This window comes from Granulimonas faecalis (genome assembly GCF_022834715.1).
GTDB classification, from domain to species: Bacteria; Actinomycetota; Coriobacteriia; order Coriobacteriales; family Atopobiaceae; genus Granulimonas; species Granulimonas faecalis.
In genome coordinates this window covers 1,345,119-1,371,771 of sequence record NZ_BQKC01000001.1, presented here as the reverse complement: position 1 = coordinate 1,371,771, position 26,653 = coordinate 1,345,119, and the positions used below count along the sequence as shown (strand labels likewise).

Annotated in this window: 18 protein-coding genes; 16 read left to right on the top strand and 2 right to left on the bottom strand. The window is 66.0% G+C overall.

The features are described 5' to 3' along the window. From OR600_RS06225 to OR600_RS06195, 7 genes are all read left to right on the top strand, one after another. A complete protein-coding gene (locus OR600_RS06225; RefSeq protein ID WP_265590838.1) occupies nt 1-1,758 on the top strand; it encodes a DUF2075 domain-containing protein in 1,758 nt (585 codons plus the stop codon). 78 nt (nt 1,759-1,836) lie between these two features. Next, a complete protein-coding gene (locus tag OR600_RS06220; RefSeq protein ID WP_265590837.1) occupies nt 1,837-2,796 on the top strand; it encodes an Abi family protein in 960 nt (319 codons plus the stop codon). A 365-nt stretch (nt 2,797-3,161) separates the two neighbouring features. Beyond that, on the top strand, nt 3,162-6,698 hold the full coding sequence (locus tag OR600_RS06215; protein WP_265590836.1) for a helicase-related protein: 3,537 nt from the start codon (nt 3,162-3,164) through the stop codon (nt 6,696-6,698). Continuing rightward, complete coding sequence (locus OR600_RS06210; RefSeq protein WP_265590835.1) at nt 6,691-9,477, top strand: DUF1156 domain-containing protein; 2,787 nt, start codon at nt 6,691-6,693, stop codon at nt 9,475-9,477. The genes OR600_RS06215 and OR600_RS06210 overlap by 8 nt, the downstream gene beginning before the upstream one ends. A gap of 10 nt (nt 9,478-9,487) precedes the next feature. Then, nucleotides 9,488-12,868: a DUF499 family protein gene (locus OR600_RS06205; protein ID WP_265590834.1), complete on the top strand. Its 3,381-nt coding sequence runs from the start codon at nt 9,488-9,490 to the stop codon at nt 12,866-12,868. A gap of 281 nt (nt 12,869-13,149) precedes the next feature. After that, on the top strand, nt 13,150-14,460 hold the full coding sequence (locus tag OR600_RS06200) for an ATP-binding protein (protein ID WP_265590833.1): 1,311 nt from the start codon (nt 13,150-13,152) through the stop codon (nt 14,458-14,460). A 150-nt stretch (nt 14,461-14,610) separates the two neighbouring features. Continuing rightward, entirely contained in the window at nt 14,611-15,750 is a 1,140-nt protein-coding gene (locus OR600_RS06195) for a hypothetical protein (protein WP_265590832.1), read from the top strand. A gap of 7 nt (nt 15,751-15,757) precedes the next feature. Here OR600_RS06195 and OR600_RS06190 read toward each other — a convergent pair whose 3' ends face one another. Then, on the bottom strand, nt 15,758-16,858 hold the full coding sequence (locus tag OR600_RS06190; protein WP_265590831.1) for a glycoside hydrolase family 5 protein: 1,101 nt from the start codon (nt 16,856-16,858) through the stop codon (nt 15,758-15,760). Between the two features lie 103 nt (nt 16,859-16,961). On the opposite strand from OR600_RS06190, the gene OR600_RS06185 reads away from it, so the two are divergent. From OR600_RS06185 to OR600_RS06145, 9 genes are all read left to right on the top strand, one after another. Further along, nucleotides 16,962-17,843, top strand: coding sequence for a DegV family protein (locus OR600_RS06185; protein WP_265590830.1), 882 nt, complete (start codon nt 16,962-16,964; stop codon nt 17,841-17,843). 343 nt (nt 17,844-18,186) lie between these two features. Next, nucleotides 18,187-18,612: a DUF488 domain-containing protein gene (locus tag OR600_RS06180; RefSeq protein ID WP_204408169.1), complete on the top strand. Its 426-nt coding sequence runs from the start codon at nt 18,187-18,189 to the stop codon at nt 18,610-18,612. A gap of 178 nt (nt 18,613-18,790) precedes the next feature. Next, nucleotides 18,791-19,411: a hypothetical protein gene (locus OR600_RS06175; RefSeq protein WP_265590829.1), complete on the top strand. Its 621-nt coding sequence runs from the start codon at nt 18,791-18,793 to the stop codon at nt 19,409-19,411. A gap of 20 nt (nt 19,412-19,431) precedes the next feature. Next, nucleotides 19,432-19,752 carry a putative endonuclease domain-containing protein gene (locus OR600_RS06170; protein WP_265590828.1) on the top strand — a complete coding sequence of 107 codons (321 nt, stop codon included), beginning with the start codon at nt 19,432-19,434 and terminating at the stop codon, nt 19,750-19,752. A 361-nt stretch (nt 19,753-20,113) separates the two neighbouring features. Further along, nucleotides 20,114-20,497 carry a hypothetical protein gene (locus OR600_RS06165; protein WP_135977176.1) on the top strand — a complete coding sequence of 128 codons (384 nt, stop codon included), beginning with the start codon at nt 20,114-20,116 and terminating at the stop codon, nt 20,495-20,497. Next, nucleotides 20,494-21,396 (top strand): PLP-dependent transferase, encoded by a 903-nt coding sequence (locus OR600_RS06160; protein ID WP_251163976.1) that lies wholly within the window; start codon nt 20,494-20,496, stop codon nt 21,394-21,396. Before OR600_RS06165 ends, OR600_RS06160 begins: the two co-directional genes overlap by 4 nt. 413 nt (nt 21,397-21,809) lie before the next feature. After that, nucleotides 21,810-24,464, top strand: a complete 2,655-nt coding sequence (adhE, locus tag OR600_RS06155) for a bifunctional acetaldehyde-CoA/alcohol dehydrogenase (RefSeq protein WP_135977178.1) — start codon at nt 21,810-21,812, stop codon at nt 24,462-24,464. Between the two features lie 88 nt (nt 24,465-24,552). After that, a complete protein-coding gene (locus OR600_RS06150) occupies nt 24,553-25,299 on the top strand; it encodes a phosphotransferase family protein (protein WP_135977179.1) in 747 nt (248 codons plus the stop codon). A gap of 127 nt (nt 25,300-25,426) precedes the next feature. Continuing rightward, nucleotides 25,427-26,044: a hypothetical protein gene (locus OR600_RS06145; protein WP_265590827.1), complete on the top strand. Its 618-nt coding sequence runs from the start codon at nt 25,427-25,429 to the stop codon at nt 26,042-26,044. A gap of 95 nt (nt 26,045-26,139) precedes the next feature. Here the strand turns inward: OR600_RS06145 and OR600_RS06140 are convergent, their stop codons facing one another. Then, a complete protein-coding gene (locus tag OR600_RS06140) occupies nt 26,140-26,640 on the bottom strand; it encodes a dihydrofolate reductase (RefSeq protein WP_204407525.1) in 501 nt (166 codons plus the stop codon). Nucleotides 26,641-26,653 lie beyond the last annotated feature (13 nt).

The window sequence follows — 26,653 nt, the reverse complement described above, 5'->3', positions numbered from 1 at the left end:
ATGGCGCAGGCCATCGAAACCGGCACCAGCGCGCTCGCCCCGCATAGAGGCGAGCCGTTCCGGTGCTACGAGATGAGCTTCTCCGACGCTCAGAACATCACCGACGCCGTCATCGGCGAGGGCATCGTGCTCGACGAGGACCTCATCGGCAACGAGAAGCTCCTGTACGACTGGCCTGCCGTCTACATCCTGGACAACGGCGAGCAAGCCTATGTGGGTCAGACCACGAGCTTTGCAAGACGCATGGGCGAGCACGGCAAGAACCCCGAGAAGTCCCTGTTCAACCGCGCCAACCTCATCTCCCATCCGGAGTTCAACCAGTCGGTGGTCACCGACTACGAGCACCGCCTCATCGGCCTCATGGCGGCCGACGGCAAGTACGAGCTCACCAACGGCAACGGTGGCATGACGGAGTCCGACTACTACTCCCGGGCCGAGTACGAGGCCATGTTCGAGGACCTCTGGGAGCAGCTCCGCCAGATGCACCTGGCCAACCACACCGTCGCCCAGATCCAGGAGACAGAGGTCTTCAAGTATTCCCCGTACAAGGAGCTCAACCTTGACCAGAAGGTGGCCCTCGAGAAGATCCTTCTGGCCGTAACCGGTGCCATGGAGGGGTCCGAGGAGCGTGTAAGACCCATCGTGGTGGACGGCAAGCCCGGCACCGGCAAGACGGTCCTTGCGGTCTTTCTCCTCAAGATGCTCAAGGACAACTACGTGGACGAGAACGGCAACCCCACGGCGAGGATCAAGCTGCTGGAGCCAATGACGTCGCTTCGCAAGACGCTCCAGAAGACCCTTCGCACGGTGCCGGGCCTCAAGGCGTCCGATGTCATCGGCCCTGCCGACCTCGTGAGCCCCAAGAACGGTTTCACCGGTGACGGGGTGCCCAACATCGACATCCTTCTGGTGGACGAGTCCCACCGCCTGCGTCGCTACAAGAACATCGTGGCCCGCAAGTCGTTCAAAGACGTCTGCGCGGCGCTCGGCCGCAGTGCGGAGAACACCACGCAGCTCGACTGGGTCCTCGCCACGTGCCGGCTGCCCATCTTCTTCTACGACCACCGCCAGAGCATCGGCCCGGCCGACATCCCGCAGCAGGTCGTGCGGCAGAAGCTTGGCGATTCGCTTGCGCACCCCATCTCCCTGGGGCGACAGATGCGCGTAAAGGCGGGGGACGCCCTGCTGGACTACGTCGAGGCGATTCTGAACAACGAGCGGCCTGAGCCGCGATCGTTCCCTGACTACGAGCTCTGCCTGCACCGGACGTTCGAGGGTTTTGACCGCAGCTTCGAGGAGCACCTGGCCGAGGCCGAGCTCACCCGCATGGTGGCTGGTTACGCGTGGAGGTGGGCCTCCAAAAAGGACGGGTCGCTTTACGACATCACCATCGAAGGCGTGGACAAGCGTTGGAACACCACGCTGGACAACTGGGTGGGTAAAGGCATGGAGAGCGAGGCCGTCGCCCATGAGGTTGGGTGCATCCACACCATCCAGGGCTACGACCTCTCCTACGCCTACGTGATCGTAGGGGAGGACCTGGTCTACAACCGGCAGGCCGGGCGCATCGAGGCCGTGCAGGACAACTACTACGACACCAACGGCCAGACCAAGGGCATGGACCCGGAGGAGCTCCTCGCCTTCATCCGCGACATCTACTACGTCCTTCTCACCCGGGGCATCGAGGGCACGCACCTCTACGTGTGCGACCCTGCGCTGAGGGAGCACCTGAGCCGCTACATTGAGGCGGTGGAGTAGGGATAAGCATGTTGGACGACGGATGCGCTATTTTGGGTACAGCAGAGAAGTTTGAATTCCATCGAATCGAGAGCCAGCTTGCCTAAGACACTCAACTCGCTCATGAAACATCTCCGCGACAGCGGCATCTCCATCGGGGGCTCCTCACAGAAGCGCAAGCTGAAGAACATCGGATACTACCACGGATACAAGGGGTATCGTTTTGCCCACAAGGCGTCGAATCGGTTGCCAATAACCGACTTTTCCCAAGTGGCGGCCCTATACGATTTCGATACTCATCTAAAAGCGCTTTTCTATCCCCGCGTGATGTCTATCGAAACCGGGCTTAAAAACTACACGTTGGAGGCCGTGCTCAAGGACTCGGATTCCGCCTATTTTGAAGATATCTGGGGAAAGAGTCTTACCGACTATCGGACCTATTCAGGTCGGGACTACCGCGAGGCATGGGGAAGGCGCCAGCGTCTCCGCCAAGAGATTGATGAAATTATATACCGGTATAGGAAGCGAGATGTCATAGGTCATTTTTGCGACTCCGATAAGGACATTCCTATCTGGGCGATTTTTGAGGTTATGACGTTGGGAAACTTCGGCACCTTCTATGAGTGCCTCGATGCTCGCGTAAAGGCGGAGATAGCCGAAGACCTCAGCATGCCGACGAACCTCGATTCGGAGCTGCGTCTTAAAGAGATGATTTATGTACTTAAGGATTTTCGAAACGCAATCGCCCACAACGGGGTGGTTCTTGACGTGCGTTTCCAGTCCGGATCTATCAGCTTGAAACTATTTCAGTTTCTCAAACAAGAGACAGGCGTAAACAGGATCGATTTTACCGATGTGACCGACTATGTCGTCCTGCTGGTTTATCTCATGCGGTGCATGTGCTTCACCAAAACGGAGTGCAAGCAGTTCATTGCGGGGTATGAGGCGGCAATTGAGAAGTATCGTGCCGAGTTGCCATTTAACGTGTATTCGAAGATCATCAAGACGAACACGCGAGGTAAATTGCGTGCCCTGCGGCAGTTTGTGAGCGGGAAGTAAGTCGGGGATCGTCGACCGCTATTCGTGGTAAATTATCACTAATCGCGGTGGAAGGCTTCGGCTGACACCTGGAAAAGCCCGATGCGTCGGGCTTTTCTTTTGCCAAAGGTTTGCGCTCAGGTAGAAATTCATCAACAACGCAATATACGAAGTGACAGATGGGCCAGGTACCATTGTCACGCGTGGCCGGTCGGCGGGGCTATGCCGCATCGCCGTCTGGATTAAGCTTTTGGCGATGTATTATGGCTGATTGTACGAACCTGAATAAAGACGGGGACACGCCATGGCTTCAATGATCGTATGTAATACGGGGGGGGGCGTCGCAGTCTTAGCGCGCCTCTGATCGTTCCCGCGGGGGCGTACCAATGGTGCGCCTAGCCGACATCACCCCTGGTTGCCGGCTTATCGGCCTCATCCCCGGTCAGGCCGTCAGCGTCGTCTCGGTTGAACCCTACAGCGACATATCGGCAAATATCACCTATAGGCTGTCGTCTGGCGCCATCGAGGGGCGGGTCTTCTTTGCCGAGGACGTCGAGACGCTCTCCATCGAGGAGAGCTCCTGGGGCTTCACGGCCAACGGTGGTGACTTCAAACTCGCGTCCGAGGCCCTGCGCATCTCGCTCGCCTCCACCCAGGACCCCTTCCTGGCCGTGCGCACCTCCCGCATCCGGCCGCTGCCCCACCAGATCAGCGCGGTCTACGAGAAGATGCTGCCCTGCCTGCCGCTGCGATACGTTCTCGCGGACGACCCTGGCGCGGGAAAGACCGTCATGGCCGGCCTTCTCGTCAAGGAGATGATGGCGCGCGGCGACCTCAAGCGGTGCCTCGTCGTGTGCCCCGGCAGTCTCTGCGTCCAGTGGCAGGACGAGCTCCTCGACAAGTTCGGCCTCGACTTTGCCATCCTCACCCGGGACGCCTTCGAGGCCTCGGGCCGGCGCAACGCATTCCTGGACCACGACCTCGCCATTGCCTCCCTCGACCGCCTGGCCCGGGACAAGGAGATCGGGTCCCTCGTGGAGGATTGCCAGTGGGACCTCGTGATATTCGACGAGGCCCACAAACTGGCCGCCCATGTGTACGGCAGGGAGGTCAAGTACACGGCGCGCTACAGGCTGGCCCAGCTCCTTTCCGGGCATACGGAGAACCTGCTCCTCATGACGGCGACGCCCCACAACGGCAAGCCGAAGGATTTCCAGCAGTTCATGGCCCTCGTGGACGCGGACCGTTTTGAGGGGGCCGCCCATGGCGAGCCCGACATCGCCGACATCGCCGACGTCTCCGACGTCATGCGGCGCCTGGTGAAGGAGGAGCTCCTCACCTTCGAGGGCCGGCCGCTCTTTCCTGAGCGCATCGCCCACACGGTGAGCTACGAGCTCACGCTCCTGGAGGACGAGCTCTACCAGGAGGTCACGGAATACGTGCGCACGGGCTTCAACCGCGCTGACTCCATCGGCGACGGTGCCAAGCGCAACTCCGTGGGCTTTGCCCTCACCGTGCTGCAGCGCCGGCTCGCCTCGTCCCCGGCCGCCATCCTCAGCTCGCTGCGCCGCCGCCGCGACCGCCTCAAGGAGGAGCTGGCCAACATGAAGGCCGGGAGGGCCCGCAAGGAAGCCCCGGGCGTCTCGGCGGATATCTGGGACAGTCCGGCCTACGACGAGGACCTCTCCCAGGAGGAGCTCGACACCCTGGAGGACTCCACCTCCGGCGTCACGGCGGCCGAGACAGAGGCCGAGCTCGTGGCCGAGATAGCGGAGCTCGACCGCCTGGTGGACCTTGCGGGCCGCGTGTACCGCAGCAAGGACGACCGCAAATGGCAGGAGCTCTCCCGGCTGCTGCAGGACGCGCCGGCCATGTACGCCAAAGACGGCTCGCGCGAGAAGCTCGTCATCTTCACCGAGCACAAGGACACGCTGGATTATCTGGCCTCCAACATCCGCCAGCTCCTGGGCCGTCGCGACGCCGTGGAGGTCATCTGCGGAGGCATGGGCCGCAACGCCCGACGCCAGGCGGAGAACCGCTTCAAGAACGACAAGGACGTCCAGGTGCTCCTCGCCACCGACGCTGCGGGGGAGGGCATCAACCTCCAGCAGGCCCACCTGGAGATCTCCTACGACCTGCCCTGGAACCCCAACAAGCTGGAGCAGCGCTTTGGCCGCATCCACCGCATCGGCCAGACCGAGGTTTGCCACCTGTGGAACCTCGTGGCCGGGGGCACCCGGGAGGGCCAGGTCTACGAGCGCCTGCTCAACAAGCTCGAGGTGGAGCGCGGCGTCTTGGGCGGTCGCGTCTTCGACGTGCTGGGCGAGGTCTCTTTTGGCGATAGGAGTCTGGCCGACCTCCTCAAGGACGCCGTGCGCTACGGCTCGGACCCCGCCCGGGCGGAGGAGCTCAACCGCATCGTGGAGGGGGCGCTCGACCAGGAGAGGCTCAAGGAGCTCCTTGTCGAGAACGCCCTCACCGACGACGTGATGGACCAGGCCGCGGTGGCCCGCGTGCGCGAGGAGATGGAGCTCGCCGAGGCCCGCCGGCTGCAGCCTCACTACGTCGCCTGCTTTTTCTGCGATGCCGTCGAGCGCCTCGGGGGACGCGTCGTGGAGCGGGAACCCGGCCGCTTTGAGGTCACCCATACGCCCGACGTGATGCTCGAACGCGACCGTCGCAACAAGGGTGCCCGGTCCCTGCTGCCCCGTTATACGCGGGTGTGCTTTGACGGCAGGCTCGCCGAGGTCCCCGGTGCCCCGGATGCAGAGTTCGTCTACCCGGGCCACCCCCTCATGGACGCCGTCATTGACACCATGCTCGCGCTGCATGGGAACCTGCTCCACAAGGGGGCCGTGCTCATCGACGAGGGGTCCTGCGAGACCGAGCCTCACGCCCTCTTCTATGTGGAGGACCGCATCTGCGACGGCCGGCGCACAGCCTCGGGCGAGCAGCATGCAGTGGCCTGCAACCTCTGCTTTGTGGGCATGGCGGAGGATGGCCGCACCTTTGACAGCGGCGATGCCCCGTACCTGGACTGCAGCGCGCCCACCGAGGACGAGCTCGAGCTCCTGGAGACATGGCTGAGGGAGCGCCGCCCCTTTGCCACGGTGAGCGAGCAGGCCGTCCGTGCCCGTGCCATGGGCGATGTGGTCCCCCGCCATATGGACGCGGTCAAGGCGCTGCGCGTGCCCCGCCTCGAGAAGATGCGGGCGGCCGTAGACCACCGTCTCACGCAGGAGATCCGCTACTGCGGCGTCAAGAGCGCCGAGATGCGCTCCCGTGGCGCGGACGGCACGTTCTGGCGCGACCGCGCCAAGGACCTCGAGCGGCGCCGCACGACCCGTCTTGCCGAGATAGATGAGGAGCTGCGGATCTTCCCCGTGTCGCCGCAGGTGGTGGGGTGTTCCCTTGTGGTGCCCCGCGCCCTCGTGGAGACGCTCAAGGCGCCCGCCATGGCCGCCAGCCTCGCGGCCGACGCCCAGGCGCGCCGCGTCGTGGAGCTTTGCGCCATGGGGGCCGTCATGGCCACCGAGCGGGCCCTCGGCTTTGAGCCTGTGGACGTCTCTGCAGACCATTGCGGCTTTGACGTGCTGTCCCGGCCCCCGGAGGGCCTGGTGCCCGCGCCGGGGCAGCCCGTCCAACGGTTCATCGAGGTGAAGGGCCGCATCCAGGGGTCTACGACCGTGACCCTCTCCCGCAACGAGGTGCTCAAGGCCTTGAACGCGCCCGACAACTTCATCCTGGCCGTTTGCGAGGTGGTGCCCCAGGAGGGCGGCACTGTGGGGGCCGGGAGGCTCGTCTATATCAAACATCCGTTCAACGAGGAGGTGGACCGTTCCGTCGTCTCGGTCAACTACGACGTCAGCAAACTCATGGAAGACGGAACGGTGGTCCTCCATGAGGAGGACCTTTATGGCTGAGTCCACGCCCAAGAAGAAGCTCATCGAGGTGGCCCTGCCCCTGGACGAGATCAACGCGGCGACGGCCCGCGAGAAGTCCATCCGCCACGGCCACCCCTCCACGCTGCACCTGTGGTGGGCCCGGCGACCCTTGGCCTGCGCCAGGGCCGTGATCTGGTCCTCCCTGGTGGACGACCCGTCGTCTCACCCGGAGGAGTTTCCCACCGCCGAGGCCCAGGACGCCGAGCGCGAGCGTCTCTTTGACATCCTCAGACGCCTGGTGGTGTGGGAGAACTCCAACGACCCCAAGACCCTCGAGGACGCCAAGGCCGAGATACGGCGCTCCATGGGGGACGACGTGCCGGCCCTGCTCGACCCCTTTGCCGGCGGCGGCGCCATCCCCCTTGAGGCCCAGCGCCTTGGCCTCAAGGCCTATGCCCAGGACCTCAACCCCGTGGCCGTCACCATCAACAAGGCCCAGATAGAGATTCCCCCGCGCTTTGAGGGGTTGCCTGCCATGAACCCGCGGGACCGCAAGGACCGTATGGTGGATGTCTGGGAGGGCCACACCGGTCTTGCCGCCGATGTGGACTACTACGGCCAGTGGATGCGCGAGCGCGCGTGGGAAAAGATAGGCCACCTGTACCCCAAGGTGGAGCTCCCTGCAGAGCAGGGCGGTGGCATGGCCACGGTGATCGCATGGCTGTGGGCCCGCACCGTCACGTGCCCCAACCCGGCGTGCCGCCACACCACGCCGCTGGTGCGCAGCTGGGACCTTTCCAAGAAGAAAGGGAAGGAGTGGCACGCCGAGCCCTTCTACAACGAGGAGGGCGAGCTGGACTTTGTGGTGAAGCCTGGGAAGGCCACCGAGAAGGGGATGGTGGACCGCAAGGGCGCCGTGTGCGTCCACTGTGGGGAGCCGATCAAGTTCGACTACATCAGACAAGAGGCTCAGGAAGGGCATATGGGCTCGTCCCTCATGGCCGTTGTGGCTGAGGGTGAACATGGTCGCGCCTACGTAGCTCCAAGCACGGTTCAGGCTAAAGCGGCAGACCTGCCAGTGCCCAAAGATGCACCAGAGAGTATGCTTCCAGAACATGCCCTGGGTTTCAGGGTGCAGACTTATGGCATGCTGAAATGGCAGGACCTTTTTACCCCGCGCCAGCTGACGGCCCTCACCACCTTCAGCGGCTTGGTCAAGGATGCCCAGGAACAAGCCCGCCTGGACGCCGCGGCATCCGGCATGGCAGACGACGGCGTGGGCCTCGCCGACGGCGGCACCGGCGCCACCGCCTACGGCGAGGCGGTGGGGGTGTACTTGGCCTTTGTGGTCGATCAGATGGCCAACCACGGTTCTTCGATATGCGGCTGGAATTCCCCGAATACTCAGTTAAGAAGCACCTTTTCTAGGCAGGCCATTCCAATGACCTGGGATTATGCTGAGAGCAACCCTTTCTGCTCTTCTTCTGGTAGTTTCGAAAACCTATTTTCGAGAATGATTAAGTCATTTTCTGGACTAGCAGTGGGGGATATAGAAGGACACGCGCAGCAAGGTGATGCGTGCAGTGATGGGTCATATCGAAACATTATGGTCTCAACCGATCCACCCTACTATGACAACATCGGCTATGCGGATTTGTCTGACTATTTCTACGTGTGGCTGCGCCAGAGCCTCAAATCTACGTATCCCAAGCTCTTTTCCACCATGCTTGTTCCCAAGGCGGAGGAGCTCATCGCCACGCCCTACCGTCATGATGGTTCGGCGCAGGCCGCTAAAGAGTTTTTTGAAAGCGGCATGCTTGATGTGTGCCGGCGTATTCGCGATTACGCCCGCGATGATGTGCCGGTGACCATCTATTACGCCTTTAAGCAAAGCGACTCGCAGGTTGGCGATGCCAAGGACACCACTGCTTCTACCGGTTGGGAGACGATGCTCTCGGCCATTATCGAGGCGGGTTTTGCCATTACGGGAACATGGCCCATGCGATCGGAAAAACCGGGCCGAACCATCTCTAACGGCACCAACGCCCTCGCATCCTCCATCGTCCTCGTATGCCGCAAGCGCCCCGAGAACGCCGCGCCCCTCTCCCGGCGCGACTTCGTGCGCAGGCTCCGGGCCAACCTGGCCCCGGCCGTGCGCGACCTCCAGGCCTCCAACCTCGCCCCCGTGGACATGGCCCAGTGCGCCATCGGCCCCGGCATGGCGGTCTTCTCCGCCGCCGGCGCCGTGCTCGAGAGCGACGGCTCCAAGATGGGTGTGCGCTCGGCTCTGGCCCTCATCAACCAGGAGCTCGACGCCGTGCTCAACGACGCCGGCGACGCCACGGATACCCCGTCGCGCTTCTGCGTGGAGCTCTATGGCTCCCATGGTTTTGACGCGGCCCCCTACGGAGAGGTGGACGTGCTGGCCCGGGCCAAGAACGTGGAGCTCCAAAAGCTCGTGGACGCCCATATGGTGGAGGCGGCCCGGGGCAAGGTGCGCCTCCTGGGGCGCAGCGAGCTGCCCGAGCGGGGCGTCGACCTCTCCAACGACTGGCTCCTCTGCCAGGCCCTGGTGCGCGACCTCGAGCAGGGCGGCATCGAGGGGTGCTCGGCGCTGGCTGCCCAGCGCACGCCCGTCGAGGCCGAGGACGCCCGCGCCCTGGCCTACCGCCTGTACAACCTGGCGGACCGCAAGGGCTGGGCGTCGGAGGCCCTGCTCTACAACAACCTCGTCACCGCCTGGCCCCAGATCGCGGGGCAGGCCGAGGCCCGCCGTCGCTACGACGAGAAGACCGACCAGACAACCCTGGGTTTCTAAGGAGGACGTCATGCCGGATTCCATGAGCAACCATGACTATCTCAACAAGGGCTTCGACCTCCTGCTCGACCCCCTGGCCGACTACGTGTGCATCCGCCTCAAGGACGTCTACGGCGTCTCGGACTGGTGGCGCACCGGCGTGTACGACCGGCTCTTTGAGAACCAGCGCATGAACCTGCCGCGGGAGGGCACGTTCATGGACCTCGTGAACTCTCTGGACGTCACCGCCTCCCTGAGGCTCATCGACGTCAACTGGAGGGAGGCCTTCAAGGCCCAGCTGGTCAAAAGTGCGCGTACGTGGGTGAATGAGCTCATCGAGCTGCGTAACGCCGTGACGCACCGCGGCCGCCAGGACATGACGAACGACCAGGCCGCCCGCGGCCTCGAGACCATGGCCCTGCTGCTGGAGTCCTTCGACGACCGCGAGGAGGCCGAGAAGATCCGCAAGCTCATGCGGGTGGTTCGCTACGGCTCCGAGGACGGGTCCGTGGCCGCCCGGTCGGTCGAGGCGGCGGACGTTCATCTCACCAAGAAGCAGCGGGCCTTGGCCGAGACCCTCCCGGCGGAGGCCCTTCCCTCGTGGCGCGACGTGGTGAGCCCCCAGGCCGACGTCACCCGCGGCGTCTACCGCAAGGCGGAGTTTGCCGCGGACCTCGCCCAGGTGGCGGCCGGTACGGCCCAGAGCGAGTACCAGGACCCCGTGGAGTTCTTCGGCCGCACCTACGTGACCGCCGGCATGCAGGGGCTGCTCTCCCAGGCCCTCTCCCGGGTGGCCGGCGGCAGCGGCGAGCCCGTGATTCAGCTCAAGACCGCCTTCGGCGGCGGCAAGACCCACTCCATGCTGGCCCTCTACCACCTCATGAAGAGCGGCACGGTGCTCGGGGACACCCCGCGCACCAGGGAGCAGCTCGAGTCGGTCTTTGAGGCGGCAGGGGTCTTCCGCGTGCCCAAGGTCCATGTGGCCTGCGTGGTGGGCACGGCACTGAACCCGGCCAAATCCTCCCGCCCGCAGACCATGCCCGGCGTCACGGTCAACACCCTCTGGGGCGAGATCGTCTGCCAGCTGGCCTCATCCGCGGGAAAGCCCGAGCTCTACAACCTGGTGAGGGAGGCCGACAAGAAGCACGTCTCGCCGGGCAGCGAGGCGCTCCGCCAGGTGATGGACGACTGCGGCTCCTGCCTCGTGCTCCTCGACGAGCTCGTGGCCTATGCCAAGAAGCTCTACGGCGTGGACGGCCTCAAGGCGGGGTCCTTCGACAACTTCATCACCTTCGTGCAGGAGCTCACCGAGGCGGCCCGTGCCAGCCGTTCCTCCCTCGTGGTGGCCTCCATCCCGGAGTCCGAGCGCGAGATCGGCGGCGAGGCCGGCCAGCTGGCCCTCGAGGCCATCGAGCACACCTTTGGGCGCATGGAGAGCATCTGGAAGCCCGTGACCAAGGACGAGGGCTTTGAGATCGTGTCGCGGAGGCTCTTCCTGCCGGTGGAAGACACCGACGCCCGGGACCGCGTATGCGAGGCCTTTGGCGCCCTCTACCATGACAACGCCGGGGAGTTCCCGGTGGAGGCGAAGGAGGCCGACTACGAGCGGCGCCTTGCGGCCTGCTACCCGGTGCACCCGGAGGTCTACGACCGTCTCTACGAGGACTGGACCACCCTCCCGGGCTTCCAGCGCACCCGCGGCGTCCTGCGCTTCATGGCCAGCGTCATCTATCAGCTGTGGCTGGTGGGGGACAGGTCCCCCATGATCCTGCCGGGGTCCCTGCCCCTCTACGACGCCGTCACCCGCGACGAGATCACGCGGTACCTTCCCGACAGCTGGAATGCCGTGGTCGACGCCGAGGTGGACGGCGAGGGCTCCGAGCCCCTGCTGCTCGACCAACGCGAGGCCCGTTACGGTCAGTTCCAGGCGGGTCGCCGCGTGGCCCGTACGGTGTTCCTCGGCAGTGCGCCGGATGTGGCGGCCCAGAACGTGCGCGGCCTCGACCGAAAGCAGATCCTTCTGGGCTGCATCCAGCCCGGTGACAACGTCCCCGTGTTCGTGGACGCCCTGGTGCGGCTCAAGGGGAGCTCCCAGTACCTGTACGAGGACACCCAGGGCGTCCGCTATTGGTTTGACACCCGGCCGTCCCTGCTAAAGACCGTGGCCGACCGCATGGGCCAGGTCGGTGACCCGGAGGCGGACGACGCCCTGCGGGCCCAGATGCAGCGGCAGATGAAGGGTGTGGACCCCCTGGGATGCGTGCAGGTGTGGCCGCTGCGCTCGGCGGACGTGCCCGACGAGGAGCAGGTGCGCCTGGTGGTGCTCGGCGTGGACCACGGCGTGGGGGCCACCGGGTTCGACGGTGACGCGGCGTCCTGCGCGCGGGACTACCTCTACAACCGCGGGGAGGCGCCGCGCACCAACCGCAACATGCTGGTGTTCTGCGCCTGCGAGTCGCGCCGAAGGAGCGACCTGCGGGAGCGCGCCAAGCGCCTGATCGCCTGGAGGGGCATCGAGGCCGACTCAGAGCTCCTCAACCTGGACCGCAGCCAGCAGCGGGAGGTGGCCGAGGGCATCAAGGGGTCGCAGGCGGATCTTCAGTCGGCCATCCGCGAGGCGTGGTGCCACCTGCTGGTCCCCTCGTCCACCGTGGAGGGGGGAGGCTCCGACCTCGAGTTTGACGACGTGCGCATCAACGCCGTGGACGGCGTGGTGCCCGGTTGCCTGGCGCGGCTGAGGAGCGACGAGTCCCTCGTGGAGCGCTGGGCCCCCATGCTGTTGTCCATGGAACTCGGCCGACTCCTGTGGGACGGCAGGGACGAGGTGGGCGTGAGCGAGCTGTGGAACATGTTCTGCCGCTACACGTACCTGCCGCGCCTGGCCGACCGCGACGTGCTGCTGCGCTGCATAGAGGAGGGGTGCGCCGCGGACTCCTTCTGGGGCGTTGCCAGCGGCGTGGAGGACGGCGAGTACGTCAATCTCACCCTGGGGGAGCGCCGGAGCGTCTACACGACGGATGTGCTGGTGAGGCCCGACGTGGCGAGTCGGGTCATCGCCGAGCGCGAGGCCGAGAAGGTGGATGACGGCCCCGGTGACATGCCGGTGGAGCCGGGGACCGTCGGCCCCCACGGCGGTGAGGGCGGAGACGCGCCCTCCCAGGGGGACGGGCCCACGGAGACGCTTCTCAGCGGGTTCTATCTTGATATGGAGCTGGACCCCGTCAACGGTGTGATGGAGCTGGACACCGTGCTCGCAGAGATCGTGGACCCGCTGAGGCTTGCCGATGGCACCAGGGTGCGCCTGCACCTGTCCCTTTCTGCCGAGAACGGCGCCGGCTTTGACGGCGACACCCAGCGGACGGTGCGTGAGAACTGCAACACGCTGGGATACTCGGGGCAGTTTGAGGAGTAGCGGCCGGCCAGTTTGGCCGGGTGTTTTGGCTGTCCCATGGTCTACGGGAACGGGGCCCGCTCTCAGGAGCGGGCCCCGTTCTCTTGCTGCCCGTGCTTGCCGCCCCAGGCGCAAACGGCGTAATTTGCAGTCTCAAAACGGCGTATTTTGCTGTGCGAGAAGGGAGTATTTTGCTGTAACAAAATGGCGTAAAATGTATTCAGAAAAGGGCGTATTTTGTAAATAGCACTTCTGAACAGCGCTTTTGTCGGTAAAGTCGTGTGGGATAGGGGACGACCATCATGCCAAGCAACGATCGGGCGGCAAGCGGTTTCCTCGTCCCGCAGGGCTATCGCCCCAGGCTCGTGGAGGCGCGGCTGGACACACTGTTGGAGTCCTTTGGATGTGTCGAGGTCACCGGGCCCAAATGGTGCGGCAAGACGTGGACGGCGTTGACCCGCTCCCGGAGCGCCTCTCGTCTCGACGCGCCGGGGGAGCGCGCGGCCGCGCAGACGGACCCCCGGTTGGCCCTCTTGGGGGAACGGCCCCACCTGGTGGACGAGTGGCAGGAGGTGCCCCAGGTCTGGGACGCCGCCCGGCGGGCCGTGGACGACGAGGCGGGGGAGCGCGGTCTGTTCATGCTCACGGGATCGTGCGGCCTTTCTCCTCAGCAGCGTGGACTCATCAGCCACAGCGGTGCCGGTCGCATCGCAAGGCTTGCCATGAGGCCGATGACCCTTGTGGAGACGGGGGACTCCACCGGTCAGGTGAGCCTTGCGAGGCTCCTCGGTGGGGAGGGGCTCGACCCCTGCAGGAGCGACACCTCGGTCGAGGACGTCGCCCGGTGGTGCTGCCGTGGGGGATGGCCCTCCAACCTCGGGCTGTCCGAGGACGTCGCCCTCGAGACCGCGCCCCAGTACCTGAGGGCCGTGCTGGACGAGCGGGTGTTCTCAGAGGGGCGTTCCGTCGAGCAGGCGGAGTCGCTCCTGCGTGCGCTCTCCCTCAACGTCTCCCAGGCCGCGACGGTCAACACGCTCGTCAAGGATTCCGGGCTGGGGTCCGACGGGCTCGCACGCACGACGGTGGAGCACTACGTGTCCCTGTTCAAGCGCCTGTACCTGCTCGACGACGTCGCGGGTTGGGAGCCGCCGCTGCGTGCGAAGACGCGCGTGAGGGTCAAGCCTAAGCGCTACTTCACGGACCCCTCCCTGCCTGCGGCGCTGCTCGGGGCCACGCCCTCGACCCTCCTGAGGGACATGCAGACGCTCGGCCTGCTCTTTGAGAACCTGGTGGCGAGAGACCTCCTGGTCTTCCTGTCCACCTATCGCGGGCTGGGGAACCGGCTCTCCTACTACCGGGACGAGAAAGGCCTCGAGGTCGACTTCATCGTGGAGAGCGCCGGTGCCTGGGGTGCCATCGAGGTGAAGCTGAGCGACCTCAAGGCCGACGACGGCGCTCGCAACCTCCTCCGCCTGCGCAAGAAAGTGTTGGCCAACGGCGCGGCCCGGAACCTGGAGCCGGCGTTCATGGCGGTGGTGGTGGGCCGGGGCTCCGTGGCGTACCGCCGCGACGACGGCGTGTACGTGATCCCGGTGGCGACGCTGGGCGCCTAGCCGTCGTCACCTTGGCCGGGCACTCTTGCTGTCAGATCGGCGAGGGCCGTTCGTGCTGGGAGAGGTTTCCTCGGCCTTGAACGGTCTGGGGCAGGGGTGATAAATTATCAGTCATCGTTCAGATATCTCTCCAACAGTTAAGGAACAGCCATGGCCGATCCCATGAAGTCCTTTCTCAAAAGCCTGCAGAACATCGACGTCAAGGGTCTTGTCGACAACGCCCAGCAGCTCGCCGACAACGCCGGTGCCGCCCTGGGTGAGGCCGGTGCCGCCATCGGCGACACCGCCGGTCGTATCGGGGCGGGGGTGACGGGCGCGGCCGAGGGTTTCCTCAAGGGGTTCAACCAAGATCAGGAGGCCGACCCCGTGGAGTACGAGGAGGCCAACGAGGAGATGGCCGACCTCCTCGAGGAGCTTGAGTTCGAGGAGGCCTCCGAGGCCGAGACCCCCGACGCCGGAGTCTCCGCGGGCCCCGCGTTCGTGGACGACGAGGTTCGCGACGCCATGGATCAGCAGGATCGCGAGGCTGAGGAGTTTGCCAAGAAGTTCCTGCTCAAGGCTATCCGCCTGCGCGGCGTGAAGATCGACCGCGCCGCCTTCCTCCGTCAGGAGCTTCTGAAGAAGGGCCTCTCCGAGACCCAGGTGGACCTTGCCATTGCGGAGCGTCCAGCCGTGGCGGGGGTAGACCCCGAGGTGCTCGACGCCATCGCTCGTGAGTCCATCGTGCTCGAGACCAACAAGTCTTCGTGGATGTCCTTTGCCGCCGGCCTGCCGGGAGGCCTTGCCATGGTGGGCACCATCCCCGCCGACATCACCCAGTACTACGTGCATGCCTTCCGCATCATGCAGAAGGTCGCCTATCTCTACGGTTGGGACGACTTCCTCGAAGACGTGGACGACACCGATGACGAGACCCTCGCCAAGCTCGCGTTCTTCTTCGGCGTGATGGTCGGGGTCGGCTCCGCTGCCGCGGGCCTCAAGGCCTTTGCGAACAGTGCCGGCAGGGCCGTGGCGAAGAACGTCGCCAGGGCCGCGCTCACCAAGACGACGTGGTACCCGGTCCTCAAGTCCGTGCTGAGGGCCATCGGGGTGAAGGTGACGAAGGTAGGCGTGGGCAAGGCCGTGGGCAATGTCGTCCCCTTGGTGGGCGGCGTGGTGAGCGGCGCCATGACCTTCGTGACGCTCAAGAACGAGTCGGGCAAGCTCCTCGACCAGCTCAAGAAACTCCCCCAGGCCCAGCCGGTGCCCGAGGTGGTCGTCGAGGAGGACGAGGCGGCTGAGGAAGAGTAGCCATCCCTCACTCCCGCTCCCCGTGGAGCACCTCCCAGAGCCACTGGCCCTCTGCGGAGAGGTCCTCCCTCTCAAAGCCGCTGGTCTTGGCGCATCCCGCCTTGAACAGCGCCGACGACTCGTCCTTGTTCGACAGGTTCCAGCACACGAAGCTCACGTCGAGGGAGTCCATGAGGTCCACCCACGCGTCGGCCGACGCCAGGTCCACCGCCCCCGACCCGCTGGCGTCGCACACGCCGAACTCGCTCACAAACACCGGCAGCCCCGCCTCCACGACCGTCTGCAGCCGGTCGCGCAGGTCCTGCTGGTGGGCGGCGGCGTAGAAGTGCAGCGCGTACATCACGTTGTCAAAGGCCAGGGGCTCGGCGGCGGCCTTGTCCACCTCCTGGGACCACGTGGGCGTGCCCACGATCACCACCGCGCCGGGCGCGTGCTCGCGTATGACCGGGATCACCTCGTTGGCGTAGCGCCTCACGTCGTCCCACGAGGTGTCGCCGTTGGGCTCGTTGCAGATCTCGTAGATCACGTTGGGGCGGTCCCCCAGCCGCTCGGCCATCCTCCCAAAGAAGTCCTTGGCCTCGTCCAGGTGGGCGTTGGGGTCGCCCTCGGAGAGCACGTGCCAGTCCACGATGGCGTAGAGGTCCGCCTCGGCGGCCGCCTCCACGCCCGCCGCCACGAGGTCCTCCAGCCGCCCCTGGTCGCCGTCGGTGCAGTAGCCGCCGCTCTCCTCGGTGTACATCGCCAGGCGCACCACGCTGGCGCCCCAGTCGCTCCGGAGCTCCTTGAAAAGGGTCTCGTTCACATAGTCGGGGTACCAGGCCAGGCCGTGGGTGCTCACGCCCCGCAGCTGCACCGGCCGGCCGTCCTCGCCCACAAGGCGGCTCCCCTCCACGCGGAGCTCCCCGGTGACGGAGGGCGCCGCGTCCCGGGTCTCCCTGTCTTCCTGTGTGTGGGCGTCCCCGTCTTCCGCGGGCGCGGCGGCAGGGGCATCCTCGGCGGGGTCCTGGCTGACGGGCGGCTCCGACGGGGCGGGGCAGGCCGCCAGCCCCAGGCAGAGGCACATCCCAAGGGCCACGGCAACTGCGCGCAACGGGATCCTGACGGTCATGGCGCTCCTCTCTGCAGGGTTCTGCACAAAGGTAACAGGTGCCTTGTGCCGGTATCCTTTGGCCCCTTATCATGAGCGGCGCCTGAAAACGAGAGGAGCCCCCATGGCCGCCACCGCCCAGACCAGCCCCGCCGCCCCCATCGTTCTCCTTGTGGAGTCCGGTGCCGATGTTCCCTCCGCCGCCCGCCAGGACCTGGGCATCGAGGTGGTGCCCATGCACGTGACGCTGGCGGGGGAGACCTTTGACGACGGCTCCGTCCCCTGCGCCCGGATGCTCGCCGCCTGCGCCGAGACCGGCGCCGTCCCCACCACCAGCGGCTGCACGCCCCACGACTTCACCGTGGCCTTCGACCGCATCCACGCCGAGCGCCCCGACGCCCACATCCTGCACCTGGCCTACTCAGCCGCCACCACCTGCTCCTACGAGTCGGCCCTCACCGCCGCCGAGGGCCGCGACTACGTGACCTCGGTGGACGTCAAGAGCGTTACCTGCGCCCAGTACCTCCTGGTCTCCGAGGTGGCACGGTTCCTGGCCGCCAACCCCGGCGCCACGGTGGGGGAGGCCGCCGACCTCGCCCGGGACCTCTCCGGGCGTATCCGCCTGGGGTTCATCCCCGGCGACCTCGCCTTCCTCCGCGCCGGCGGCCGTCTGAGCAACGCCGCCTACGTGGGGGCGCACCTGCTGCGCATCAAGCCCACCATCGAGATGATCGACGGGCTGCTCGTGGCCACCGAGAAGCACCGCGGCTCCATGGCCCGTGCGTGCCGCGCCTTCCTCGACGACTTCCTCTCCAAGGAGGACCTCGACCGCTCGCGCCTGGCCTTCGTCTACTCCCACGGGCTGTCCGACGGGATTCGTGCCGACGCCGAGGCCCGGGTGCGCGAGGCGGGCTTCCGGGATGTCGAGTGGGTGGAGACCGGCTGCGTCATCGCCTCCCACAGCGGCCCGGGCTCCTTCGGCGCGGCGGCCATCGCGAAGCGCTAAGGGCGGCAGGAGCGCGGGACGCTGGGGTGCGGGGTGTCGGGGAGTGTCCCTCCACCTTCTTGGCACCCTCCGCACCTGAACGCGATTGAGTACACCCCCTTCTCCACCTGAATGCGAATAAGGGCGGATTTCCTGCCCCTGAACGCGGTTGAGGGCGGATTCCGACGCGGTTCGTCGTAGAGAGTCGCCCTCAACCGCGTTCAGGTGCCAGGGGGGGCGAGAGGGGGCGCTGCCGAGGAGAGGTGCCGAGAGAGGGGCGCCGAGGGGACGCCGCGGGAGCGGGCACCGGCGACCCCCTCGCGGGGTATAAACCCCTCGCGAGCCCCAACGCCAAGGAGGCGCCATGTCCCGATCGGTCATCACCCTTTCCGCCTACCAGACCACCGCCGAGCGGTTCTTCACCACCCTCGTCGACCACAAGGTCGACCTGCTCCTCGACGTGCGCCTGCACAACACCAACCAGCTCTGCGGCTTCACCAAGCAGCGCGACCTCGCGTATTTTGCCAGGGTCATCGCCCACTGCGACTATCTGCACGACGTCGAACTCGCCCCCAGCCAGGAGCTGCTCCAGCCCTACCTGCACCACGACATCGACTTCGACGAGTACGCCAGCGGTTACCGTGCCCTCATCGAGGGTCGCGGCGGCATCGCCATCTTTGACAGGGACGCCGGCCCCCACGCCTCCGTCGCCATCCTCGGCACGGCCACCAAGAAGCGCCGCAGCCACGCCGAGGTGTTGGCCCAGATGGTCGCCGAGGCCACAAAGTAGCGGTCCAATATTCCTCCATAACCAAAAACAAGCAGCTCTACCTCGATAAATGACAGACGCGGCCAGCAAACTGTCAGGTATCGGTCAAAAACCGGTCAGGTCGCCCGTGCACACTGGGCCCATGAGCATTGTCCTGTGCGACCTGGATGCTTGGACACTTTTTGCCTCGCGAGCACCTTTGCGCCGCGTCCCGAAGGAAGAGGCAGACCGCGCCCTGGAGAGGGCGACCTGCACGACGGCAGACGCCGCGCTCGTGCGGGACCTTCCATGGCGCCGCGAGCTCGACGGGCATGTGCGGGTGCTGGCGGGTGCCGCCCCCGAGGACGACGTGCCCGTGCATCTCGCTGTCTCTGAAGGCAAGGCCCGCCATCGGGCGAAGGGGCTCGTTGCGCACCGCATGGCGATGCCCCTTGCCGAGGGCTCGCTCTGCTCCACGGAACAAGGCGTGCTCACGGTGTCGCCGGAGCTCTACGTGCTCATGCGCTCCCGGATTCTCTCGCCAGCCTCTCTGGCGGTGGTGGTGTCGCTTCTCTGTGGCAGGTACAGCCCGCGGTTTGACGACCCGTCCGGCACATCCGTTCAGTGCGAGCCGGTCGCCTCGGTGGCCTCTATCCGCTCCTTTGCGAAAACGTGCGAGGGGCTGTGGTTCTCGCGCACAAACGTCTGCCGCGTCTTGGACTGCGTTGCCGACGGCTCGCGCTCTCCCATGGAGACGGCTCTCAACGTGCTGCTTGCCTTTCTGCGCGCGACGGCGGGTACGGGCTGCCCAAGCCGGCACTCAACAGCCCGATTCACCTGAGCCGCAACGAGGTGTTTGCTATGAGGGGGCAGCGGCGGTGCGAGATCGACTTCTTGTGGCCAGATCACGGTGCGGGGCTGGAGTACGACGGGGGAGGGCATTTTGACTCGCGGGAGGCCATGGAGCAAGACCGCCTTCGCGACGCGCTGATGAAGGAGCGGGGCCTGGACATTGTGCGGTGGACATGGCCGATGGTCTCGGACGAGGTGGCCTTCGACCTCAAAGTGAGGGAGCTTGCTCGAAAGCTCGGTGCAAAGGTGTCGACGGGCCCTTGCTGCAACAGGCTGGTCGAGCGCAGGGCGCTGAGGGCGTTTGTCTTGGGGCGGCATCTGGTGTGGTGAGAGGCTGCCGATAGGGGCGCGGCCAATACGCGCCAACTTTAGAGTTGGCGTGCACTCCGGCCGGCGCCGGCTCGCAAGTACGCACCAACTTCATTGTTGGAGCGCGTTTCGGCCGAAAAAACGGCTGCCGGACGCTCCCGACACGCACCAACTTCAAAGTTGGCGTGCACTCCGGCCGGCCAGTGCGCACCAACTTCAAAGTTGGCGTGCCTTCCTCGGCCGAGGCTCCTCTCCGGGCCGCACCTTCCCGGTCAGAAAGCCGGCCGTCCTGTCTTCCCATCCACTCGGGTGGGCAAGAAACCCTAGAATCACTCCCAATGACAACCGCGAGCGCCCCCAGCGGCAACCAGATTGGAGAGCCATGACCAAGAAGGCCAAGAAGACGTCTGGACCCAAGAGCAACTTCACCTTCAACGACGACACCATGGCCCTCGTGACCGCCGTGGTCGACGCCACGCCCGACGACAACGTCCTGGCGCTCTTCGACCCGGCGTCCGGCATGTCGTACTTTGGCATCCCCGGCCCGCTGCTCAAGGCCGACCTCGTGGGCGGCCGCGACTCCAAGCGCTACACCGCCTCCTCCCACGACTTCGGCCGCGGCATCCAGGGCCACGTCTACAAGGCCTGGATGCCCTCCCAGCACGGCCGCCTCGAGCTCCTCGTGGCAGAGAACGAGAAGCGCGCCCTCGAGGAGACCCGCGACGTGGACGACCCCGCCGACGACACCACGCCCGACCCCGAGTGACCGTCCGCGCCGACAAGCCTGCCGCCCCCGACGACCCCGCCGCGGCCCTGACCGGGATGCTGGGCGCCCGCTGCGCCCGCACCTGGCTCGTGGCCGCGACGCCGGCCGAGGCGGGCGCCACCCTCGGCGTGCCGTGCGCCCCCGTGGTCTCGTGCGCCCTCGACGCCCCGGGGCTGCCTGCCTTCTCCGTGCGCGACCTCCGCGCCGAGAGGGCCGCACGGCCCCGGGGCGCCCTTCTCGGCTGCGACGTGTCGGCCACCGGCTCCTACCTGTGCCCGGCGGCCATGCGTGGCGCGGACGTGGTCGTGGACGACCTCTCGTCCCTCGGCCTCGGCCCCGCCGCCGCGCCCAGCCCCGCCGCCGCTCCCATCTGCGCGCTCTCGCTCTCCCGGGACGCCCTCCGCGATGCCGCCGCCGTCTCCGCGGCCGAGCGCCTCGCGGCGTCCCGCCCCATGGAGCCCGCGGCCGTCCGGGCCCTCTCCGCCGCGCTGCCGGGCTTCCCGGAGCGCTGCCGCCGCCGGGCCGACGCCGCCTCCGCCATGGCCTCCTACCTCGCCTGTCATCCCGACGTCGCCGCAACGGCCTACCCCGGCCTCAAGGGCGACCCCGCCCACGGCACGGCCGAGCGCATCCTGGAGAACGGCTTCGGCTTTTCCGTGGCGTTCGTCCCCGCCTCGTCGCCCGCCGCCGTCCTCGCCGCGGCAGATGCCCTGGAACCCGGCGCCCGGCGGCCCGCCGCCGCGGCCCCCGACGCCCCGCCCCCGACGCCCGCGGCCCTCGCGCCGCTCCCGTCCGCCCGCGCCGCCCCCCAGGCGCTTCTCCTTACGGTGGGGGACGCCGACCCGCTCGCCCTCGTCATGTGGCTGGAGCGCCTCCTCGACCCCTTCGGCGAGTTTTGAAGTAATTGTGCAGGGGCCGCCCCGCCTCGAGACCGTCCCTTGGTTTTCAGATTCTTTTGCGGCAACAACGATCCTTTGTCAAAACAAAAGATGGCATCGGTTTCCAAGGGGATGGTCCCTCACTTTTCGCAACGTCCCCGCTTAGGGCGTCGCGGCCTCCCGCCGGTTGCTGCGGGAAAACTCAAATGACCATTCCCAAGTGGTCCTTATTGACAATATAAGAAACTACATATATAATAAGAGTTCAAACTCAACCAGCTAGAAATACCTGTCAAGTGCAATTCGGTAAGTGGTTCACGTAGCGAAACCCCTCCCCGAACGCTACTATCTCATTGTCAGGGAGCATTCGGTCTGCGCCCGGTCCCGGGTGCGCCGACCCGCAAGGAACATCCAAGGTCAGATGGAGGTCATCCATGGCAAATCCCGACCAGGTCCTCGACACCGTCGAGACCATCGACAGCGTCGACGCCCTGAAGGCGGCCCTCGACGAGATGCGCGTCGCCGAGGCAGAGTACGCCACCTTCAACCAGGAGCAGGTCGACAAGATCTTCTTCGAGGCCGCCATGGCCGCGAACAAGGCCCGCATCCCGCTGGCCAAGCAGGCGGTCGAGGAGACCGGCATGGGCGTCGTGGAGGACAAGGTCATCAAGAACCACTACGCCTCCGAGTACATCTACAACGCCTACAAGGACACCAAGACCTGCGGCGTCGTCGAGGAGGACGCCGCCGGCGGCTACAAGGTCGTCGCCGAGCCCATCGGCGTGGTGGCCGCGGTGATCCCCACCACCAACCCCACCTCCACCGCCATCTTCAAGTGCCTGCTGGCTCTCAAGACCCGCAACGCCATCATCATCTCCCCGCACCCCCGCGCCAAGGAGTCCACCATCGCCGCCGCCAAGGTCGTGCGCGAGGCCGCCGAGGCCGCGGGCGCGCCCAAGGGCCTCATCCGCTGGATCGAGCAGCCCAGCCTCGAGCTCACCAACGAGCTCATGCGCGACGCCGACATCATCCTGGCCACCGGCGGCCCGGGCATGGTCAAGGCCGCCTACAGCTCCGGCAAGCCCGCCCTGGGCGTGGGCGCCGGCAACACCCCGGCCATCATCGACTCCTCGGCCGACATCAAGCTCGCCGTCATGTCGATCCTGCACTCCAAGACCTTCGACAACGGCATGATCTGCGCCTCCGAGCAGTCCGTCATCGTCCTCGACGACATCTACAAGGCCGTGAAGGACGAGTTCAAGCGTCGCGGCGCCTACTTCCTCAAGGGCGACGAGATCGACAAGGTCCGCAAGACCATCATCATCAACGGCGCCCTCAACGCCAAGATCGTGGGCCAGTCCGCCCACACCATCGCCGAGATGGCCGGCGTCGACGTGCCCAAGAACACCAAGGTCCTCATCGGCGAGGTCGACTCCGTGGAGCTCTCCGAGGAGTTCGCCCACGAGAAGCTCTCCCCGGTGCTGGCCATGTACCACGCCAAGGACTTCGACGACGCCATCGCCAAGGCCGAGCAGCTCATCGCCGACGGCGGCTACGGGCACACCAGCTCCCTCTACATCGACACGATGAACGAGAAGGAGAAGATGGCCAAGCACGCCGAGGCCATGAAGACCTGCCGCATCGTCATCAACACCCCCAGCTCCCAGGGCGGTATCGGCGACCTCTACAACTTCCGCCTCAAGCCTTCCATGACCCTGGGCTGCGGCTCCTGGGGCGGCAACTCCATCTCCGAGAACGTGGGTGTGAAGCACCTCATCAACACCAAGGTCGTGGCAGAGAGGCAGACCAACATGCTGTGGTACCGCACCCCCGACAAGATCTACTTCAAGCGCGGCTGCATGCCGGTGGCCCTCGCCGAGCTCGGCACCATGGGCAAGAAGCGCGCCTTCATCGTCACCGACCAGTTCCTCTACAAGAACGGCTACTCCAAGGCCATCGAGGACAAGCTCGACGAGATGGGCATCGTCCACTCCTGCTTCTGGGACGTGGCTCCCGACCCCACCCTCCAGTGCGCCGAGGAGGGCGTGAAGCAGATCCGCTCCTTCGAGCCCGACTGCATCATCGCCCTGGGCGGCGGCTCCGCCATGGACGCGGCCAAGATCATGTGGCTCATGTATGAGCACCCCGAGGCCCGCTTCGAGGACATGGCCATGGACTTCATGGACATCCGCAAGCGCATCTTCACCTTCCCCGAGATGGGCTCCAAGGCCTACTTCGTGGCCGTCCCCACCTCCTCCGGCACCGGCTCCGAGGTCACCCCGTTCGCGATCATCACGGACGCCGAGACCGGCATCAAGTGGCCACTCGCCGACTACCAGCTGCTGCCCAACATGGCCATCGTGGACGTCGACAACATGATGAACCAGCCCAAGGGCCTCACCTCCGCCTCCGGCATCGACGTGCTCACCCACGCCCTGGAGTCCCTCGTGTCCATCATGGCCAGCGACTACACCAAGCCCGCGTCGCTCCAGGCCATCAAGCTGGTCTTCGACTACCTGCCCGCGGCCTATGACAAGGGTGCCGCCGATCCGGTGGCCCGCGAGCACATGGCCAACGCCTCCTGCATGGCCGGCATCGCCTTCGCCAACGCCTTCCTGGGCGTCAACCACTCCATGGCCCACAAGCTCGGCGCCTTCCACCACCTGCCCCACGGTGTGGCCAACGCCGTCATCCTCACCCGCGTCATGCGCTACAACGCCGTCGACCGCCCGGTGAAGATGGGCACCTTCCCGCAGTACGCCTACCCCGAGGCCAAGGAGCGCTACTGCGAGGCCGCCCGCTACGTGGGCATCACCGGCAAGAACGACGACGAGGTCTTCGAGAAGTTCCTCGCCGCCATCGACGAGCTCAACGAGCACGTGGGTATCAAGAAGACCATCGCCGACTACGGCATCCCCGAGCACAACGACGAGGGCACCGGCTTCCTCGACACCCTCGACGAGATGGTGGAGCAGGCCTTCAACGACCAGTGCACCGGCGCCAACCCGCGCTACCCGCTCATGAGCGAGATCAAGGAGCTCTACCTCGACGCCTACTACGGCCGCGAGCCCCAGAGCTACGAGGACTAACACGGCTTGACCGGGCCGCCGGGCGCCCCTTGGGGGAGGGGCGCCCGGCCCGCCCGTTGTTCCATACACCTGAGAGAGAGGAACGAGAGTGGAGCAGATAGTCCAGCGCGGCAACAAGGCCGTCTTCGTGGACGGCGAGAACATCGTCAAGGTCTTCAACGACACCAAGCCCGTCTCCGACGTCTTCAACGAGGCGCTCAACCTCGCCCGCGTCAACGAGGCCGGCATCTCGACGCCCGAGCCCGTCTCGGTGGCCAGGGTCGACGGCTCCTGGGCCCTCACCACCACCTACGTGCCCGGCCGCACCCTGGCCGAGCTCATGGCCGAGGACCCCGACCAGCTCGACCGCTACCTCGCGATGTTCGTCGACTTCCAGATCGACATCCACAGCCACCGCGCGCCCCTCCTCCAGCACCAGAAGGACAAGTACGCTCGCATGATCGCGTCGCTCACCGACGTCCTCGACGCCACCACGCGCTACGAGCTCGAGATGCGTCTCGACGGCATGCCCAACGAGGTCTCAGTCTGCCACGGCGACTTCAACCCCACCAACGTCATCGTGGGCGACGACGGCAAGCTCTACGCCTGCGACTGGGCCCACGCCACCCAGGGCTCCGGCGCCGCCGGTGCCGCGATCTCCTACCTCCTGTTCGAGATCGACGACCACGAGATGGCCAGGCGCTACCTCGACCTCTACTGCAAGAAGAGCGACACGCCCAAGCAGGTTGTCCGCAACTGGATGTCCATCGTGGCCGCCGCCGAGCTCTCGCGCCGCCGTGAGGAGTCCGCCAAGGACTTCCTGCTCCGCTGGATCGACGTGGTCGACTACCAGTAGGCTCACTGCGTCGCCGACGTCAAGGGCCGGCACCCCGCATGGGTGCCGGCCCTTTTTTTCTGTTTTCTTTCTGAAATGTGGCACAATGGGGGAACCGTACTAAAGGACACTTTCAGAAAGGTTCCCCATGGAGAAGAAACTCTGGCAAAAGGTGGCCACGGCCGCCCTCGCCGTGGCTCTGGCCGTGGTCCCCGCCGTCGGTCTCGTCGGTTGTGGCGGCAACCCGGCCGACCAGGTCAAGTCGGTGGTGACCTCCAACTTCGATCAGATCAAGAGCCTCGATGCGGAGGCCATCGACGAGCTCGGCAGCATGGACGAGCTCAAGGAGCTCGAGACTACCTACGGCATCTCGTCCGAGCGGCTCATCAAGGCGTTCTATGGGCACTTCGACTACACCGTCGACTCCGTCGAGGTGGACGGCGACACCGCCACCGTCAAGATCACGAGCTCCAACGTCGACCTGCAGAAGGTCGTCGAGAGCTACATGGACAGCCTCACCGAGTTCGCCACGAGCGGCGAGGCCCAGAATCTCGTGACCGAGGGTGGCCAGCAAGCCGTGCAGGACAAGGTCGTGGAGCTGCTCATGGCCGCCTTCGAGGCCGAGGACGTGCCCATCGCCACGGGCCAGACCGACCTGGCCATGGAGCGTGCGGACAACTCCTGGACCTATGTCAACGAGGGCGAGGTCCTGCAGGTGCTCTTTGGCGGTCAGGACCTCCAGAGCGCCATGAGCCAGTTCTCCTGATCCCTGCGGGGGGTTTCAAGGACCGGCTGACGAGAGGGGGCCGGCACCCGGTGCGACGGGTGCCGGCCCCCTCGGCAGTGCGGGCGGGGGAGGGCTCAGCGCTGGCGGTACACGCGGTACTCGTAGGCCACGCCCTCGTCGGTCTCACCGCCCGGGCAGCGCTTGGAGAGGCACCAGCCGGGGTGCGTGTCGAGGTTGGGGAACCACGCGTCGGCCTTGGGGCAGAGGGTGTGGTTGACCGTCACGTCGCAGGCGCTGCACAGGGGTAGGAAGGTGCGGTAGACCGACTCGCCGCCGATGACCCACACCAGGTCGTCGTCGGCCACCATGGACAGGATCTGGCTCACGCGGTGGGCCACCTCCACGCCCTCGCGGGCAAAGGACTCGTCGCGGGTGAGCACGATGTTGCGGCGCCCCGGGAGCGGCCTGCCGCCGGGCAGGGTCTCAAGGGTCTTGCGGCCCATGACCACGGTGTGGCCCCAGGTCTTTTCCTTGAACAGGCGCATGTCGGCGCGGTTGGAGGCCGAGAGGCGCCCCTTGCAGCCGATGGCCCAGTCGTCGGTGACCGAGACGATGGTGCGGAACTCTGGCTTCATGGGAGCGCCTTCC